Below are 17992 nucleotides of genomic sequence, written 5' to 3'. Positions count from 1 at the left end.
CCCTTATTCTTTCTCGTCTGGCGTAGCAGGCTCTTGTTTGTCACCTGCATGCCCGAAAGATTGACGCATTTGTGTATCAGCAGCAATGTTTTGCATGTTGTAATAATCCATTACGCCCATTTTGCCGCTTTTCAATGCTTCGGACAAAGCGAGTGGTACTTGCGCTTCGGCTTCTACTACTTTTGCCTTCATTTCTTGTACGCGCGCGATCATTTCCTGCTCTTGGGCTACCGCCATGGCACGACGCTCTTCCGCTTTTGCTTGGGCAATACGTTTATCTGCTTCTGCTTGGTCGGTTTGCAATTGTGCCCCGATGTTCTTCCCTACATCCACATCTGCAATATCAATCGAGAGAATTTCAAAAGCGGTTCCGGCATCCAGGCCTTTGTTCAATACCGTTTTGGAGATCAGATCCGGATTTTCCAATACGTCCTTATGTCCTTTTGACGAACCAATCGTCGATACGATCCCCTCACCTACGCGGGCGATAATTGTTTCTTCACCAGCACCACCGACCAATCGATCGATGTTGGCACGAACCGTTACTTTTGCACGAGTGCGCAGCTCGATACCGTCCTTTGCCATCGCTGCTACCACAGGTGTTTCAATCACTTTCGGGTTAACGCTCATTTGTACCGCTTCCAATACATCACGACCAGCCAGATCAATTGCTGCTGCTCGTTCGAAGCCGAGTGGAATATCTGCACGCTGTGCTGCTACGAGCGCATCTACGACACGGTCTACGTTACCACCTGCGAGATAATGACTCTCCAATTGGTTAGTATCCAACTGCAAGCCCGCTTTACGCGCCTTAATCAACGGATTCACGATACGAGATGGTACGACGCGACGCAAACGCATAGCGACGAGGGTAATAATCCCGATATTCACACCGGAAGCCAGTGCAGAAATCCAGAGCATGACTGGTACGAACGAAAAGAAAATGGAAAGGACCACGATGGCTACTGCCACCATAAAAATAAGGGGAATCAAACCGCCTTCAAACATGAAGAGCTCACTCCTTTAGTTCTAGTTCGGCAACGACGATACGCGTGCCTTCTACTTGCACAACGGTGATGGCGGTACCTGCTTCAATGTAACCACCAACCGATACGGCATCCACACGTTTTCCTTCCACCTTGACGACCCCTGCCGGGCGCAATGGTGTTAGGGCGATGCCTGATTTTCCTTCCAGCTCACGCTGATCGCGTGGAGCTATGTAACCTTCTTCATTGCTTTGCGTTTCACCCAAGACAAACTTGTTGAATAGACCTTTGACCCCGTATTTCTTCACTAACAGGAACGTTACAATTGCCGTGATCAAAGCGGCCACACCGAGGGACGCGAGCCCTTGCTGCGTGTCATAGGCTGCCATCACAAGACCTGTCACAATACTAATGAATCCAATCGCACCGACAATGCCGCCCGGAAGAAAAATCTCCAGAAGCATCAGTAAGATTCCAATGACAAACAGTCCAATGTGCAACCAGTTGGCAAATCCCGCTACATAATGCCCGAAGAAATACAGACTGAACGCGAAGAGCGAAATCGTCCCTGCAACACCAAAGCCAGGGGCAAACAGCTCTACTACAATTCCTCCCAATCCAATGATGAGCAAAAGACTCATCACAATGGGACTCGTCACCCATCTAGCTACCAGCTCTCCACCGGTTGGCTCAATCGCCTGAAGGGTATCTGGCTGAATGCCGAGCTTTTTCAGCAGTTCTTCCTTATTGGACACCACATCATCCGCATATCCCAACTGCTTCGCTTGTTGGGCATCGAGAGAAAGTACCGTTCCTTTTGGCTTTAATCCAGGGAATTCCGTATCGATTTCCACCATCGCGCGAGCAACGTCAGGATTGCGATTGTTCAGCTCAGCTGCCGCCTTCATTTTATTGCTCCAACCGGAAATGAACTTAATGTCTGCCGCATTCCCCGCCAAGTCAATCGGTGCGGCTGCCCCCATGCTACTTCCTGGAGTCATAATAATTTCATTTGCATTCAGGGCGATGTAAGTTCCCGCTGAAAAAGCCTGATTATCAATGTAGGCTATCACATGCATGGGAGCCTGACGGATCAACTGCCCAATCTGGTCGGCAGCGTTTACTTCTCCACCTGGCGTATTGATATGCAAGATAACAAGGTCTGCCTGCTGCTTCTGTGCGTCAGCAAAAGCTCTGTGTAAAAAGCTCTCCAGCCCTCGCTCGATTGTGCTATCTACAGGAATCCAGACAGCTTTTTGATAGGTCTTGGCTGTTGTGGACGCGGGAGCAAGAAGCATGGTCATTCCCATAATCAGGCAAAGAAGTGAAAAAAGCAATCGCACGCGGCTTTTTACTAGCCTTGTTGCACTCATTGCATGTACCTCCTTTCCTTCTATCAGCTTCTACGTGTGTGCAATAAGGTATACGAAGGAGGGGGGCAATCGTTTCATATTTATTTCATATTTGGAAAAAAAGAAAAACCCAACCTTTACAGGTTGAGTTTTTCTGTTCGTATCTATATGAGGTGTTACTCTCGTCTACGATGGTAGTTCCTCAGATACAATCTTTTGCACGAGGTTTCCGTCTGCTCTGCCTTTCACTTTCGGCATGATCGCACCCATCACTTTGCCCATCTCCTTTTTGGAGGAGGCATTGGTAGCTGCGATACCTTCCCGAACGATATCACGAATTTCGTCTTCGCTAAGCTGAGCGGGTAAGTAAGCGGAGAGCACGTCGATCTCTTCGCGCGTTTTCGAGGCAAGTTCCACGCGGCCTGCCTTCTCAAATTCGTGGAGGGATTCACGGCGTTGTTTTAACTCACGAGTCAAGATGGTCAGCACTTCGTCTTCAGACAAAAGTCTGCCCTTGTTAATCTCTTCGTTCTTTAATGCGGCTTTCACCATGCGAATAACAGAGAGTTTTAGAGCAGCTCTGTCCTTCATTGCTTGCTTCATATCTTGATCGAGTCGCTCCATTACACTCATGATGAGCCCTCCGTCAATTAAAACTTGCGCTTGCGAGCTGCTTCGGATTTCTTCTTGCGCTTGATGCTAGGCTTCTCAAAGTGGCGACGTTTACGCAGTTCCGCCATCACCCCGGATTTTGCGCTTTCACGCTTGAAGCGGCGAAGTGCGCTATCCAAAGACTCGTTTTTCTTGACTCGAATTTCTGCCATTTGTCTTCCCTCCCTCCGCTAAAACCGTGGGACGCCTGAGTCGAACGTACGAACAGACTGTCACACTTCATTATAGGATAATTGACTAAAGAAGGTCAACCTTTAGTTCAATTTTATTCGTAAAAACCGGACAACAGGTGATAATGGATGTGGAAAACCTCTTGTCCGCCCTCTTTGCCGCAGTTGTTAATCAGGCGAAAACCTGGCAGCTCCAGCTTTTTCGCCAAGAGTTGTGCTACATAGTGGATATGCCCGATCAGCGGCAGGTCCTCGGCGCTTACATCCATTAGCGTCGGAATTGGCTTACGCGGGATAAGCAACAAGTGAACCCGTGCTTTTGGTGCAATATCGTGGATGACAATGACGTGCTCGTCCTCATACTCGATACGAGCAGGAATTTCACCGTCCATGATTTTGGTAAAAATGCTTTTTTCCATGGGAGACTCCTTTCTTCCTCTGTATGTGGATAGTTATGTATGTAAGAAATGATCGTATCACATTCCCTCATTTTTGTCTTGCGGCGCTACCTAACGCATGGTAGCATGACTTCGAGGTTACTACTGGATCATTAGAAAACTTGGCTTCGCCAAGCTTTTTGGTGAAGCCTTAGTTGCACTTATGTCGATATGAACTTCTATACATTCATATCTACCAAGAAAAAGGAGTTCGTGCAGATGAAACCAATTGCACTGGATCAGGCAGCAATAAAAGCAGAAGGGATTTTGCTCGCTGGTTCCCCAGGGCTTTCCTTGTCATCCGTTCACTTTGATACCCGGGAGCTGACTGCGGGATCTTTGTTTGTAGCCTTGACTGGCGGCGCACGGGATGGACATGATTTTTTGTTACAAGCAGCTGAACAAGGAGCTGTAGCTGCTCTCGTTTCGAATCAGGAGAAGATTCCTGCGAACTTGCCAAACGATTTTGGATTAATTCTTGTCAATGATACACTGCGTGGCTTTCAAAAGCTGGCTGCCGCTTATCGAAAAAGCTTTTCGTTCCCTCACATCGCCATTACCGGAAGTATCGGGAAAACAACCGTGAAGGACATCGTGGCACATGTACTTGCGAGCCGTTCGCCTGTATACAAGACGTATAAAAACTTCAACAACCACATCGGTGTACCTTTGTCGTTATTGCAGATGGAAGAAAACCATCAAGCTGCCGTACTGGAGCTCGGAATGAACCACGCCGGGGAAATCGATCTGCTCGCTTCGCTGGTTCAGCCTGACATTAGCGTGATTACATTTATCGGAGAGTCCCATATTGAATATTTTGGCACGCGGGAAAAAATCGCTCTCGCAAAGGCGGAGCTGCTTCCTCATACCGCTCTTGACGGGCTCGTGCTGCTCAACAAGGATTCAGAGTATCTACGGTTGATAGCCCATCTGTATCCGGGTGACATCATGTACTACTCTGTGAATGAGAAGGCGGATATTTGGGCAGAGGAAATCGAAACAGTTGAGGGTGGGACCCGCTTCAAAGTGTGCTTTGCCTCCGGGGAGCATTTCGAGGCATTCCTTCCGCTCCACGGCCGCCACAGTGTCCTGAATGCACTGCCTGCTGTCGCGATTGCCAAGAGACTCGGAATGGATACGGAACAAATCGCTCACGCCTTGTCCACCGTCCAGCTCTCCGCCATGCGGTTTGAGCAAGTTGACTCCAAGCACGGTACTGTGTATATCAGTGATGCGTACAATGCCAGCCCCGCCTCCATGGAAGCTGCCGTACGGACGTTTGCTGAGCTGTACCCTGAGCGCGCAAGAGTCGTCGTGTTAGGTGACATGTATGAGCTCGGTCCAGAAAGTGCGGCTATGCACGCGGGCGTCGGAACCTCCATTCAAGACATCGCTGAGCGCTTCGAGCTGCTCGTGACAATTGGTGAGGATTCACGTCATCTCCATGATGCTTATTCGGGGAAAAAGCTGCACTTCGCGACCAAAGCAGAGGCGTTGGCTGCTCTACTGCCGCTGCGGAATGAAAAGCATGCCTTTTTGTTCAAGGCTTCCAAAGGGATGTCATTATGGACGCTAATTACTGATCTCGAAGGTCACAAATAAATAATAGAAAGAGAACAGCCGCCTCTCGTTTCATACGGGAGACGGCTTGTTTTTTAGCGCTTGTCATTTTCATTCCACAAACGTTCTACCTGGATTAATTGATCTTCCTCAAAGCTTAGTTTATAAATATCGGGCATCGAGGTCTTTTTCCAAAATGAGAAATCGTACAATGAGTCGTAGTGATTCATGATGATCGTCATAATGTTTCCATGAATGCCAACCGCGACTTTTTTGCCTCGATGGTGATCCAAAACTTCCTGAAAGGCAGTGAGTCCTCTTTCCCCCGCTACTGCATTGGATTCTCCCCCTGCGAAAGCGAACTCACGGTTTGCAAACACATACTCTATAGCTTGCACAAAATGCTCAAATGGCTCTCCCCAAGCGCCTAATTCCCGCTCGCGAAAACCCGGTTCCAGCTTGATTTCCCGATTCGCTTGCTTTGCCGCCGCTTCAATCGTCTTGATAGCCCTCGAATATGGGCTGGATACAAATACGTCAATCTGTTCCTCTTTCAGGATTCGTGCTACACGCTGCGCATCTTGCAAGCCCTTTTCTGACAATCCACGCATTTCCTCCTGGTCCTGAATGTACGGCGATTCTGCGTGGCGGATCATATACACATGTGTGAGCATCTTTGCACCTACCTTTCGTTTGGGATCATTTCGATTGAGAAATCATCGCAGTTCGATGACATTGTTGTAAGGAGTCAACTTTTCATGCGAAAAAGCGCTATAGTGGATCGATGCAAGATCAGCTACATAGTAAGACTTCCCATCCTTCGCCCAGCCGATGATGCGATGATTGTCACTTAAATGATAATAGCCAGGCATTCCCTTGTCAGGGGAGCCGAAAGGATAGCCGCATTTCGTGACTTGTTTGCATGATTGCATGTACATATACGAATCTTGAGAGTTGGAAGTACGAGCGTGCTGTTCTACTGCCATCTGATGCCCTGATGGCGACCAAACAATCTTGTCCAAGTAGCTCTCAGTGAACACGGAATCCTTCAAATTGATCTTTTTCCCTGTCTGCAAATCCAGCATGTATTCTTCAGTAGTAGTCCGCACATAACGATACTTCATATCGTTGGAGTAAGAAGGGAAGGCCGTCATGTTATGATCGTATTTCAGGCCAGTCGGTAAGTCTAACTCCTTGTATGCGGTTTGCGTTTTGTAAAACAGCTTTTTCGAATTTGGCATCCAGTAATACATTTCTTCGTCTGTTCCACTTCGCCACTCATACTGGTCATTCTTTTTCATTTTGAGTGTAGGCAGGTGTTGCAAGTACAAGTGGCCACTTATTTTGGTATTGGAAGAGAGCATGTCCATCCGGGTGAACGCCATGTACTGTTCATCCGGTGAAACGGAAAAATCAAGAACGGGGTACTGAGCTGCTGCCGGGACGAGTACTGTTTTTTTGCCGTCTGGCAGACTGAGCTTCACGATACTGCCATTTTCACGAATGTAGAGCGCGTCCTGCTTCGGCGACCATTTGCCATAGCCGGATAGCTGCGTCAATTTTTTGGTTTGCATATCGTACAAGTACGGTACGGTTTTGTCTGCCTTCCCATATCCGATTCTCTCCCCGTATACAAACCGACCCGATGGCGACATGCTCGCTCGGTGAATCAAGGGCATGTTCGTTACGTTTTTTGTAACCTTTCCATCTACCGTTACTCTATAGATGACGACTGGCTCTGGCTGACGAGGGTCTGCCTGCGCAGGAGCCGAGGCATTGATTTGTCCAGGAACAAGGATTCCTAGCAAGGAAAACAGCAGGTATGAGAGTAATAAGCGTTTTTTCATCAAGGGTCCTCCCGGATAAGTGATCAATACGTAGACGCATACAGGAGGCATTTGGTTGCGTGTAGGATGAAAAAAGACCGGAAGCAATCCCTCGCTCCCGACCTTTTTTCACTTACGGACTAACAGCATACCCTTTCGTAGCCATTCTACCTCTTCCGCTAACACAAGCTTCGGATTCTGACCAAACCATTCGATAGAACCAAAATAATCCGTATCAGCAATTTTCTCTAAAATTGGCCCATAATCTACAACACCCTTACCGAGTGGTACCATTCCCTCACGATCGCCGTTAGGGGCATATACATTATGCGGAGCGAATACCGGCAGATGATTCGATGAGGAGATATTTTTTAAATGATAATGTGCCACCCACGGCTTCAACTGTTCGTAGCTGTCGATTGGATCAGCACCTGATTCCCAGACATGAAGAAAATCAAGATTAATTTTTAGCGCAGGATGATTGACTTCCTGCAACAGAGAAAGCGTAGAACTCATGTGATCTGTTAGCGTATTCGGATGTGTTTCGACCAATAGCTGAATTCCGTGCTCCTGACACATCTGACATAAGATGTACAAATGATGGACATAACGTGCCCGCTCTTCTGGGCCAACTTCCTTACTCGCTTTCTGTCCGGCAAACGTCCTGATTTGCTTTACATTTAGCCATTTCGCCAGTGAAATCAGCCTTTTTGCTTTTTCCAGTGTACGATCAAATCCAGATGAGGTCGCAATGTCCAGATAATCGCTAAGCATAGAGATACTCATGCCTTGCTCCCTGAGTATTCCTAGCTGCTCCTCCATCTCTATTCGATCATGATGGTACAGATCTTGGGCGTGAATTCCCCACAACTCGATTCCATCAAAATGATGACGATGAGCAAACCGAACAATATCAGCAAACGAAATCAACTGGTGGCGAAAAGTGATTGTGCACAATGAGAGCTTCATTTGACCTTTACCTCCACCCTTTTTCGTCTACAGTAACGAGACTTTTATCCATTTGGGTCCACAAAACAAACTGACGTTCCAACTCTTTTTTCACTTCAAGTTCAATCAGATCAATCTCTTCTAACGCCTCAATAATCGGAGGTAACAACGCCATATTCTTGGTCATCGCCATTTTGACAGACAAGTACTGCGCTGTTGTAAACCCTTGGTAGATGTCCTCCACTTTATATGCGATTCGCAAAAACTCATCGCGATGGTATTGCAGGTAATCTTGGAGGTAGAGAAATGCATACTCGTAGCTGTATTTACGGATCGCAATCACTTTCACCTGAGTCACTGCTGGGAGTAACATGTCCAAGTTGTATCCATTCCGCCCTTCTGCCATGTCTGTAATTAATTGCTTCAAATCAAGGGTAAATGGATTATGGTCACGTTTTAGTGTGTCGTAGAAATAGTCGTGGATCATCTCAAAGGTCGGTTCCTTAATATCACTTGCATCCACCATAAAACCGCCACCAAATGGATTTTCCAAGAAGGCTTTGATCACCGTCTCCTTCTTCACATTGCCCTCCCAACGAAAATCCGGGTCAAACATAAACCACTCATCTTCGTTCTCCGTCTTTGAAATCATCAAAAAATGCGGGAATGGCTTCAACGCAAATTTATTATCTCTTTCTGGAACCAGCGACATGTCTATTTGAACAAGGACAAACTGATCCTCGGTACGCTTATCAATGAGCTCTAAGAACGTGTCCAAATTGGAGGCTTTATCTTGGGAATGATCATACCATTCTGTTACTTTCGCTCGGAAAAGCCGTTCATATCCCTTGATGATCTCCTCATGGTTATCAATGTAATAGGTGACCACACCTTGATCCGTAATGGAGTACTCGGCATCCCATATGCCAAAGTAATAGGGACGGTAATCAATCTTTGTGCGGCGCTTAATCACTTCGCATAGGCATGAAATAATGCAATGAACCTTAACCATTTGTATCCCCCACTCAATGTTTGTTTAGACGCTAATTCGATACATGCTGCGGTTCCAGCTGTTCTACAAAAGTAAGCAGTGATCCAACCGTTTGGAAGATTCGCGGATCTAACTCATGAGCAGGTACTACCAATTTTAAGTCTTCCTCAATATAAACAATCAGTTGCAATAGCATAATCGAATCAATGTGTAGATCCTCATTCAATCGCATGGACTCCTCTAGCGTAAGGATATGCGATAATTTTAATTTTTCGGTCATGATCGTACGGATTTGCTCGATTCTTTCTGTTCGTGTCATTTGCTGATCGTCTCCGTTTCTAATAATCGACGGCTGATTTTTCCTGTGGCTGTTTTCGGAATGCTCGTCACACATTGGATTTCGAAAGGGACTTTATAGCCTGGCAAACGATCTTGGCACCATTCCCTGATTTGTTCAGGAGTAGTTCCTCCCTCTGTAATAACTTGCGCCTTTACAATCTCTCCCATCACAGGATGACGTCCACGATACACGACCACTTCTTTTGTCCCACTCATTTTCAAAATGACGTCCTCGACCTCTAAAGGAAATACCTTTAAGCCAGAGACGTTTATCACATCATCCATCCTTGATACAAATTGAATATGTCCTTCTCCTGTCCAGAAACCTAAATCCTGCGTCGCTATCTCGTTCTGTCCATTCCAAATCTTAATTTCATCAGGTTTTTCTTCATTTTCGCCTGCTGTCATTGTTACATGGGAAAGGGGAACCCCCAGATCTGTATGCGTCCGCATCTGTTTACTCATACTGACACACCCCGCCTCGGAGCATCCATATTGTTGCATCAAGATGTCGCTCATGCCTTGCAGCTTTAGAAACAAGCCTTCTGGCATTGGAGCGCCAGATGTCATTAACCGGTGAAAGCGTACCTGCTCTCGCGTAAAGCTGGATAAGATGTGATAAAAGACTGGCAGGCCATAAACAATATGCTGAGGAGTATCTTGGATCACTTGCAAAGCAAACTTCGGATTTTTGTGCGTCACAATCGAAGGCTTACTTCCCCGTTCCAGTGCTGCCAAAACGCCACATATCAATCCATACGAATGCGTCACCGATGCCAGCACGATCGGGGTTAACGCTTCCTCACCTTGGAACAACTGATTGTAGGCATGAATTTCTGTTTGGATATTATCCCAACTTCTCCCGATTAGCTTCGCGTCCCCCGTAGTACCTGAGCTATATTGGTAGAGCGATGGTTTTTCGCTCTGTTTTTTATCCGTGATGGACAAGAAGTGCTTCGTCTCCTTATAAACAAGCCCATAACACCTTGCCTTCACTGCCATTTGATACGCTGTTTCCATCGGGGTTTCCCCATGAATTAACAGCACCGAGCCATTATGCTCACGTAAATATTGGACAAGACTAATCACGTCAATTGGGTCAGCTATGCAGACGGCGTACCTCTTTCCTTCTGGCTGTCGAAAATGATCCATGCTTTCGAATCCTTGCTTATGTTTCTCCATTTCATGCACAGAAATCTCATTTTGATTCACTATTAACATGCTGGTACCCTCCTACAACCATGGAATGAAGCCTTTTCCTTGCCTCGAACAAAGGATTGGGAACTTCATGTAGATGATAGTTCTCGTTCGTTGCATATAGCTTTTTCTTAGTTAATTTCTCTACCTGCACGCTTGGAACAAACAGATCAAATCGCTTAAATCGCTCCGTCAATTCCGGGAATCGTTGCTGGTGAGCCTCCAATACCTGAACGGCCATCTCCCAGAATTGCTCTTCGGTATATCCGTAATGTTCTTCCAATAGCCGTGCGAGTTGCCCCAGATTGATCATAAATAAAGTCTCCAATGTCAAATCTCTGACTGTTGATGTTTCATTCATGTGAAACATCACATCATCGGGCTTCGTTGCGTAATATTCATGCACTTCCGCGAAGTTCGGGCATTTGTCTGGCTCACTCAAAAACGGTTGGCAAAAAATCAAATCTTCATGAAAATCCTTCAAGGCTACCCGAGTAGGGACTCCATCCTGATGTACCAGGATCATATTCTGCGCGTGGGTTTCCATGGCAATTCCGTGTTTCACAAGAATATGAACGACTGGTAACACACTACTTTCCAATAATCGTGCAAGCCAATTCTCTAGCCCTTGCTCACGAATCCAACGATCAATGAATGGCACACCATCCACCTCAACAGCCGCTAATACGTTATAAGGAACCGCATCTTCTCCCGCTTCGAGATGAGGGATGAGACTTTCTCTCCACATGCACCCAATTACCCCGAACGTAACCATTTCCACCAGCTCTGAAGCAGGGGGAGGATCGTATGCCACTGCCGCAAACTCTTGGAGCATGATCACCTTTTGCACGTCTCGTAAATACGAATCTGCGTCCGTAATCCCCTTGAGCCACCTCGAAACAATGGGTGCGCTTGCCAGCGAATGGGGGGTAAGATGACGTGGCGCTGAAGTATTCACTACGTTAATCGAGAGCTTAAGATACGGTTTATGCGGATTACTTTTGTTAGCAAAGGTGCGGATGGATTGTTGTGGACGATGACCATCAGAGCCTACGCCTAGCACAATGATCTCTTTGCGATGGATATCGTCCAGAAATCCAGGTACGATATGATTACGCCACTGCCATGGATGGACAGGAACGAAGGCATATTGATCAGGATCGCATCCATGATTGACGATGATTTGTTGAAAGGCTTCTTTTTGTTCTCGCCCTATTTCTTCCAAAAGGAGGTCATCGAAATTTCTCCCTTGATCAATGGACACTTGCGAATATTGTTTTTTAATCGCTAACCAAAGAAAATGAACTTCCTGCTTAAATTCAGGACCATAGGCAAAATGATCTACGTAGGTAAAGCCAACACGTGATTTATAGCTCGGATGGTAAGGATGACCGTCCATCAGATCACCTTCCAGCTCATCATACGATTTGCCCTGCATCCGAATATCATTTTGTACCCGATAGTATTGAGACAATGTATCCTTTAACAACGTTTGTTCCAGATCATTGGCAAATAGCTTCAGTCTATGTTCATCGACCGTATTCATTCGAAAGACCTCCACTAAAAAACGAGTGAGGGAAGTCGCTTCAGATTCTTGCTGTGCAGCTCCGCTTTGATCGTAAACAACACGAGTAACGGGGTCCTTCCCTAACCGAACAAGCCCAAAACTAGCACTCCTTCGCCCTCGACAACGATAGCGAACAGGCAGATTCCCCTCATCAAGCCCATGTAGGGTGTAAGTAGTCTCTTCACCCTCTTGCAGGGTCTCAGGAATCAAAATTCCCTCATATAGCAAAGACTCGATGCATTGTCGAAACACCCTTCTTCTCACCTGCACGTACTGTGTCGAGTGAAGTGCCTCTTCAATCGAGAAATCTTGTATCGTTAACTCCATACCTTATCCTCCAAGTCTCTTCAAGCTAGATGCCGTACTCTATCCAAAAGCATGCAGCCCTGCCTTTTCGGCCTGCTTTACTTTTGCTAAAGGATTATCTATGTAAACAAAAACAGATGATCTCTCTTCCGGTTGGGTTAATTCATCCAGATCATAGAAGCGCGTGAGCAGATTCGCCTTACACGGAAGCTGTTCGCGTGTAAGTAGATTCTCTAAAAACTTCGACGCCTCTCGATTCATAGGTAAAAACTCCGTCAAAACCTCATGCATCTCTGCCAATAAGATTTGTTCGTCAATTAAACCTTCCGTTCCAAATCCATTAATGAGTCCAAACATATGGTTAAAAATCATATAATAGATGATTCGCTCATCTACAAGATGGTCTTTGTAAATGTTCTTACTCGCCTTGCCAATCCCAGGCAATTCTGCTTCTAATACTTTTTGCATCGATTCTGAGAAATAGTAGCCTTGATTATCACGGTAAAAGAACTGATCGGGGTATCCGTCTTTAAGAGTGACAACACTATTTTGTTGATGGGCTTCCAAGCCGATTCCGTACTTTAGATAAAGCCATACCATTGGTTTCAATGAAATGTCTACATACCGCTTAAACCATTCCAAACTAACGACTTCCAGTGCCTTCCCTTCTTTTTGTGCCAGATGGTGGATGATCGTTGCCAGCCTACTCTTGTACCCAGGAAGTGGATCTTGCACGAGTGCCGCGATTTGCGTGACTTGCCGAGCATTATTCCCCATAAAGGGATTATCACGCAGGATCACTTCAAATCCCGTTTCTTTCGCCTGATCCAACGTGATCGTGATGTAAGCCGGATCAGAGATAAAGCCAAAGCCTGGATACATGCGACTCACTTCACCGATCCCTGTTTCAAAAAGTTGCTTCGCCTCTAAACCGATCTCCATCTCACTTAACTTGTTGATCCGTAAAGAATTCGTAACTTTAATTGGGACAGACAACTTGAGCATGTATTTCTTCTCAGGATGATAAACCGTTCGAAGAGAAGATGTCGCCATATACTCCTCACCTGCTGGCCCCAAGTATAGAAGCAACCCTTTCTCGATCAAGGATTGTACGGCTACCTGTTCGAGCAACCATTCTGCTTGAAGCGGATGAATCGGGACGATTGAAAATGATGGATCGACATCAGGTATCGGAGGAAACTCATCCTTCAGTAACTGCGTGGCGGACTCTTTTAGCCCAGATTTTTCGTGAACAATCGACGGATGGGCAGCAAACAAGTGGAGTTGAAACTTCCCGCAACATTCGGGTGCATACAACGCTTGCTTGGCCTCAGGAATTCCCTGCTGGCTCTTCGGGGTCGGATGGAACAAGTGACCGAACAAAAGCGCCTGCTCTGCTTCGATGAAACTCTGTTCCACGCCATATAAAATCTCTGCGTTACTTTGGCGCGTTCGAACAAATTTCTCAATGCTTTGGCAGCTTTGAATCATACGCAAGACTAATTCATCTGGAACGGCATTTTCCCCATGCTGAAGCGTTAGCTCTTTTATCAAAAGAACCGCTAATGTCAAATAGTCCGCCTGAACGAAACGAGAACAGTCACCACTTCGGTAGCAAGCTGGATAATGGAACAGATGCCTGCCTGTTACCGAATGATATTTGACACCGACATAGAGGGAAATCCCCTGATGTGGGAGTTCGCAATGAAGGTACGTACCTGTTGTACTCGGCTGTATGATTTTCGTTAGCTGCTTCGTAATCTCGTCTTTCTGATTGATCCACTCGCCCCTACCTGTTTCTCGGAGATAACAATTGAGAAAGCTCTGCATCGTTGCATGCTCTGCGATATGCTTGACTACGAACATGTTACCTCTCCTCTTGCTTGATCCAATTTTTTATCCAAGCATTGCGACTTACATAACTGGTAAAACGTCCCATAAATAATGTAAACGATTATCATTCTCATTTCAAGTCATAATATTCTTCTTATACAGTTAGGAGACATGCGCTGACCAAAATGAGTTCCTCCATCCCACATAAAAAAGAAAAAAGATGCCGTTTCATCAGCATCTTTTTCTCATGATTACTCCAACTCTTCTGCATCTACGACGTTGCGACCTTTATCCGCATGTCGCTCGATAGCGAGTTGTACCAGACGATCGATCAGCTCGCTGTAGCTCACACCCGCTGCTTGGAAGAGCATTGGATACATGCTAAACGGCGTAAAGCCTGGCATCGTATTCACTTCGTTGATATAGAGCTTGTCGTTTTTCTCATCCCAGAAAAAGTCCACACGGGAAAGGCCAGAGCCATCGAGTGCTTGGAATGCTTGCTTGGCTATTTCCGCAATTTGTTCGGATACATGCTCGGGAACGATGGCAGGAATGGAGAGTTCTGTTCCCGCTCCCTTGTACTTGGCTTCGTAATCGTAAAATTCTTTCGCGGCAATGACTTCCCCAACGACGGATGTCATCAGCTCTTCATTCCCCAAAACACCAATCTCCAATTCACGTGCTTGAACGAACTCTTCCACAATCAGTCTGCGGTCAAACTTGGCAGCTACCTCTAATGCGTGTTTGAGCTCCTCACGATTTTTCGCTTTGTTAATCCCTACACTGGAGCCCATATTGGCCGGTTTGACGAAACACGGATAGCCGAGGTCACGCTCGATCCGATCCATGACATCCTCTTGGCCTTTTTCCCATTGCGAGCGCAGCAAGCCTACATATTTTACTTGCGGAAGTCCAGCCTGTGCAAAGACGGTCTTCATCATCCATTTATCCATTCCGACAGCGGAAGCCATTACTCCGGTTCCCACGTACGGGATATTCGCCAATTCCAACAATCCCTGGATCGTCCCATCTTCGCCAAATGGTCCGTGAACCACAGGGAAAACAACATCCATTTGCTCATTCATGGCAAACAGCGAGCCTGACTTGCTTGTTACTGCCAGCTCTTGCCCTTTCTCTGTTGCCTCATCAGTAACTGGTGTTTTTGCCGATAAGCGCAACGCTTCGATCTTATCCGGCAGTTGACCTGTCAGTGTTTCCCCAGTCACCCAAGAGCCATCCAATTGAACATACACAGGTGTTACCTCATATTTATTTGCATCTACAGCCTGCATAATGGACATGGCCGTACGCAATGAAACTTCATGCTCTGAGGATTTTCCTCCATAAATAATGCCCAGTCGAATCTTTTGATTTCCCATCTGTGTCATGCTCCTTTCCCCTCCGTACGAAAAACGGAGAGTCTACCCAGTTTCTACTCTCTCCTATGCTATGCAAAAGCCCAACATCTGCTCTATTTACCGGGCCGAGCCCGTCATTTAGCATACACAAACCAAACGCCAAAAACAAGAGAAGCAAGTATCACCTGCTCACGTTTTTTCTCATACCATGTAAATAAAATTCCTGTCATGGAGCTTTTTTGGAGGGATTTCCATGAGAGATTATTTACTGTACTGCACGTACTGCTCTTCTTACACATTATTGCACAGCTACGATAAGGACAGCGGTTCTTTCTTGGGGGAATATTCCCTGCTGCACAACAACTACACCCGTGACCCAATCGTCTTGAACAAATTTCTGCTCGCCCATCTCGGTCACACCATCCGTACCATTCCCTCTAAAACGGATGATTACCGCCATATCATCTGCAATGCCTCACATTTTTTGGAGGATGATATTGACAAGTACGTGGAGGAAAGTCAGCAGCGGGCTAAGTTCAAGGAGCGTGATCGGAAAAGCGAACGGGAAATTGGTCAGGTACAGCTATATCTGGTCGAGCATCTCTTGACCCACGAGCTTCAGAACTTAAGCCAGGCCCGTGCTTCTACCCCCGCCGAAGGACAAGTCTTTTTAGGCAAGGAACTGGGGTTCAAGCAGGCTCTCGAGCTCGTCAAGCGTGTAAAAAATGACAGGCAATTGTCATGAGCACTTATTTCTTTATTCGAAATGATTCACATTCTTTGTGCAACTCTTTCCGCTCGTCGCGCGTATAAAAAGAGAGACGATACAAGCGGGGGGAAAGAACATGTTTGAATACAAATTCGTCCGAGTTGAGCTGTCCTCTTTTCGACGCCAACCAAAAGAAGATTATCAGACTGTTGTCCACGAGCACGCCAAGGAAGGCTGGCGTTTGGTGCAAATCTTTGCTCCAAGTATCGGGGGCGATGGTATGGCCAAATACTTCGAATTGATTTTTGAAAAACCAAAGTCTTAAATCAATCTGAAACGTAAAAGAAAAACAGCGCCGTTCTAAAGCGGACGCTGTTTTTCTTTTTCTCTATCGACGGTCTCTTACTTCAAAGATGGCAAATTTCAAGTAATGAGCCTCATCAGCCCCACTGATTTGCGGGTGATCCTTGCCCGCTCCTCGCCATTCAATCAGGCGCAGTATCTTTTTCGCATCAACCGCTGCCTCTTGAATCGTTTGCAGGAACAGCTCAGGTGACATATGGTACGAGCAAGACGCGGTAACGAGAAATCCGCCCGGACGAACGAGCTTCATCCCATTTAAGTTAATGTCTTTGTAACCGCGGCAAGCGCCTTTCACTGCTCCACGCGATTTCGCAAACGCTGGCGGGTCAAGAATGACCACATCCCAGCTCTTGCCCGCCTCTACATTTTCACGCAAGTAATCAAACGCATTAGCCACCACAAAATCAACGCGATGCAAGAAGCCATTAAGTGTAATGTTTCGCTTCGCTGTTTCGATAGCGTGATCGGAAATATCGAGAGCTGTCACTTTTTTCGCACCGTGCTTGCAGGCATTCAGGGTAAAGGAACCGGTATGTGTAAAGCATTCTAATACTTCAGCGCCATCCCAAAACGGATTTTTGACCACTTTACCGCGCTTGTCTACAGGCACCTGCTTTGTCTCGCCGTCTACTTCCATGCTCGTCAGGGAAATGCCGTGCTTTTCGCCCCAGCCTTTCATCAATGGCGCAATGGAAGCCCGATTTTCCCGCTGATCATAGAAAAAGCCGGTCTTTTGCCCCTCTACGATATCGACATAGTATTTCAATCCATTTTCTTCGATCAATACCTCACGCGGACACTCTCCGTACAGGACTTCTTTGCCCTGTGTCAGCCCTTCCAGTTCGCGTACAGGTACATCATTGCGCAAATAAATACCGGTCGGTGCAAATACCTCTACAAGTGCATCCCGAATCCAATCGATGCGCTTCTCCATCCCCAATGAGAGGACTTGGACCACCAATGTATCTTCGTAGCGGTCGACGATCAGTCCTGGCAAAAAGTCTGCTTCCCCGTAAATAACACGGCAAGCACGCGGGTTGTCCACAAATCTTGTCCGGAATTCTGCCGCCTGCTTGATTTTGCGCAAGAAAAAGTCATAGTCGATCTCTTCCTTTTGGTCGTAGCTCAAAATGCGCACGATCATTTGTGAAGCTGGGTTGATGTAGCCCTTTGCCAAAAAATGGCCTTTGTGATTGGTGACCTCGACGATCTCACCTGGTTCTACATCCCCTTGAATTTCTAATACCTCTGATTGAAAAATCCACGGATGTCCTACTTCTAGCCGCTTTTTCCGATGTTGATTCAATAGCACACGTGCCATGCAGCTATTCCTCCTCTTGTCATGCTTGCCCTTGTACAGGCATAGCGTTATAGTAAC

General features: G+C 46.5%; 18 protein-coding genes. 3 read left to right on the top strand and 15 right to left on the bottom strand.

Annotated elements, in window-relative coordinates:
* Nucleotides 1-3: 3 nt before the first annotated feature.
* From floA to C7R94_RS14095, 5 genes are all read right to left on the bottom strand, one after another.
* Entirely contained in the window at nucleotides 4-1008 is a 1005-nt protein-coding gene (gene floA, locus C7R94_RS14115; protein ID WP_106782047.1) for a flotillin-like protein FloA, read from the bottom strand.
* 7 nt (nucleotides 1009-1015) lie between these two features.
* Nucleotides 1016-2359, bottom strand: coding sequence for an NfeD family protein (locus tag C7R94_RS14110; RefSeq protein ID WP_106782045.1), 1344 nt, complete (start codon nucleotides 2357-2359; stop codon nucleotides 1016-1018).
* 165 nt (nucleotides 2360-2524) lie between these two features.
* Nucleotides 2525-2971 (bottom strand): GatB/YqeY domain-containing protein, encoded by a 447-nt coding sequence (locus C7R94_RS14105; RefSeq protein WP_007727628.1) that lies wholly within the window; start codon nucleotides 2969-2971, stop codon nucleotides 2525-2527.
* A 17-nt stretch (nucleotides 2972-2988) separates the two neighbouring features.
* Nucleotides 2989-3162, bottom strand: coding sequence for a 30S ribosomal protein S21 (gene rpsU, locus C7R94_RS14100; protein ID WP_007727630.1), 174 nt, complete (start codon nucleotides 3160-3162; stop codon nucleotides 2989-2991).
* Between the two features lie 113 nt (nucleotides 3163-3275).
* A complete protein-coding gene (locus C7R94_RS14095; RefSeq protein ID WP_106782042.1) occupies nucleotides 3276-3599 on the bottom strand; it encodes a histidine triad nucleotide-binding protein in 324 nt (107 codons plus the stop codon).
* A 237-nt stretch (nucleotides 3600-3836) separates the two neighbouring features.
* On the opposite strand from C7R94_RS14095, the gene C7R94_RS14090 reads away from it, so the two are divergent.
* Nucleotides 3837-5219, top strand: coding sequence for a UDP-N-acetylmuramoyl-tripeptide--D-alanyl-D-alanine ligase (locus tag C7R94_RS14090; RefSeq protein WP_106782040.1), 1383 nt, complete (start codon nucleotides 3837-3839; stop codon nucleotides 5217-5219).
* Nucleotides 5220-5272: 53 nt separating this feature from the next.
* On the opposite strand, the gene C7R94_RS14085 is transcribed toward C7R94_RS14090, so the two are convergent.
* From C7R94_RS14085 to C7R94_RS14045, 9 genes are all read right to left on the bottom strand, one after another.
* On the bottom strand, nucleotides 5273-5851 hold the full coding sequence (locus C7R94_RS14085; RefSeq protein ID WP_106782037.1) for a histidine phosphatase family protein: 579 nt from the start codon (nucleotides 5849-5851) through the stop codon (nucleotides 5273-5275).
* A 42-nt stretch (nucleotides 5852-5893) separates the two neighbouring features.
* Nucleotides 5894-7024 (bottom strand): TolB-like translocation protein, encoded by a 1131-nt coding sequence (locus tag C7R94_RS14080; RefSeq protein WP_106782035.1) that lies wholly within the window; start codon nucleotides 7022-7024, stop codon nucleotides 5894-5896.
* A gap of 108 nt (nucleotides 7025-7132) precedes the next feature.
* Nucleotides 7133-7972 carry a sugar phosphate isomerase/epimerase family protein gene (locus tag C7R94_RS14075; RefSeq protein ID WP_106782032.1) on the bottom strand — a complete coding sequence of 280 codons (840 nt, stop codon included), beginning with the start codon at nucleotides 7970-7972 and terminating at the stop codon, nucleotides 7133-7135.
* A gap of 7 nt (nucleotides 7973-7979) precedes the next feature.
* Nucleotides 7980-8963, bottom strand: coding sequence for a DUF6005 family protein (locus C7R94_RS14070; RefSeq protein ID WP_106782030.1), 984 nt, complete (start codon nucleotides 8961-8963; stop codon nucleotides 7980-7982).
* A gap of 31 nt (nucleotides 8964-8994) precedes the next feature.
* Nucleotides 8995-9261 carry a petrobactin biosynthesis protein AsbD gene (gene asbD / locus C7R94_RS14065; protein WP_047072536.1) on the bottom strand — a complete coding sequence of 89 codons (267 nt, stop codon included), beginning with the start codon at nucleotides 9259-9261 and terminating at the stop codon, nucleotides 8995-8997.
* A complete protein-coding gene (locus C7R94_RS14060; protein ID WP_106782027.1) occupies nucleotides 9258-10502 on the bottom strand; it encodes an AMP-binding protein in 1245 nt (414 codons plus the stop codon). The genes asbD and C7R94_RS14060 overlap by 4 nt, the downstream gene beginning before the upstream one ends.
* On the bottom strand, nucleotides 10480-12372 hold the full coding sequence (locus C7R94_RS14055) for an IucA/IucC family protein (RefSeq protein WP_106782025.1): 1893 nt from the start codon (nucleotides 12370-12372) through the stop codon (nucleotides 10480-10482). The genes C7R94_RS14060 and C7R94_RS14055 overlap by 23 nt, the downstream gene beginning before the upstream one ends.
* A gap of 39 nt (nucleotides 12373-12411) precedes the next feature.
* Nucleotides 12412-14217 (bottom strand): IucA/IucC family protein, encoded by a 1806-nt coding sequence (locus C7R94_RS14050; protein WP_106782023.1) that lies wholly within the window; start codon nucleotides 14215-14217, stop codon nucleotides 12412-12414.
* Between the two features lie 218 nt (nucleotides 14218-14435).
* Entirely contained in the window at nucleotides 14436-15563 is a 1128-nt protein-coding gene (locus tag C7R94_RS14045; RefSeq protein WP_199197936.1) for a D-alanine--D-alanine ligase, read from the bottom strand.
* A 232-nt stretch (nucleotides 15564-15795) separates the two neighbouring features.
* On the opposite strand from C7R94_RS14045, the gene C7R94_RS14040 reads away from it, so the two are divergent.
* Both C7R94_RS14040 and C7R94_RS14035 read left to right on the top strand, forming a co-directional pair.
* On the top strand, nucleotides 15796-16287 hold the full coding sequence (locus C7R94_RS14040) for a hypothetical protein (protein WP_106782018.1): 492 nt from the start codon (nucleotides 15796-15798) through the stop codon (nucleotides 16285-16287).
* Nucleotides 16288-16387: 100 nt separating this feature from the next.
* The gene (locus tag C7R94_RS14035) at nucleotides 16388-16576 is read left to right on the top strand and encodes a DUF4177 domain-containing protein (protein WP_007727654.1); all 189 of its coding nucleotides are present in this window, start codon (nucleotides 16388-16390) and stop codon (nucleotides 16574-16576) included.
* 63 nt (nucleotides 16577-16639) lie between these two features.
* Here C7R94_RS14035 and C7R94_RS14030 read toward each other — a convergent pair whose 3' ends face one another.
* Nucleotides 16640-17935, bottom strand: coding sequence for a class I SAM-dependent rRNA methyltransferase (locus C7R94_RS14030; protein WP_106782016.1), 1296 nt, complete (start codon nucleotides 17933-17935; stop codon nucleotides 16640-16642).
* Nucleotides 17936-17992 lie beyond the last annotated feature (57 nt).

It is taken from the genome of Brevibacillus sp. NRRL NRS-603 (genome assembly GCF_003013445.1).
Lineage (GTDB): Bacteria > Bacillota > Bacilli > Brevibacillales > Brevibacillaceae > Brevibacillus > Brevibacillus formosus.
The sequence above is the reverse complement of the archived record's forward strand: the minus strand, read 5'-3'. Positions and strand labels throughout refer to the sequence as shown.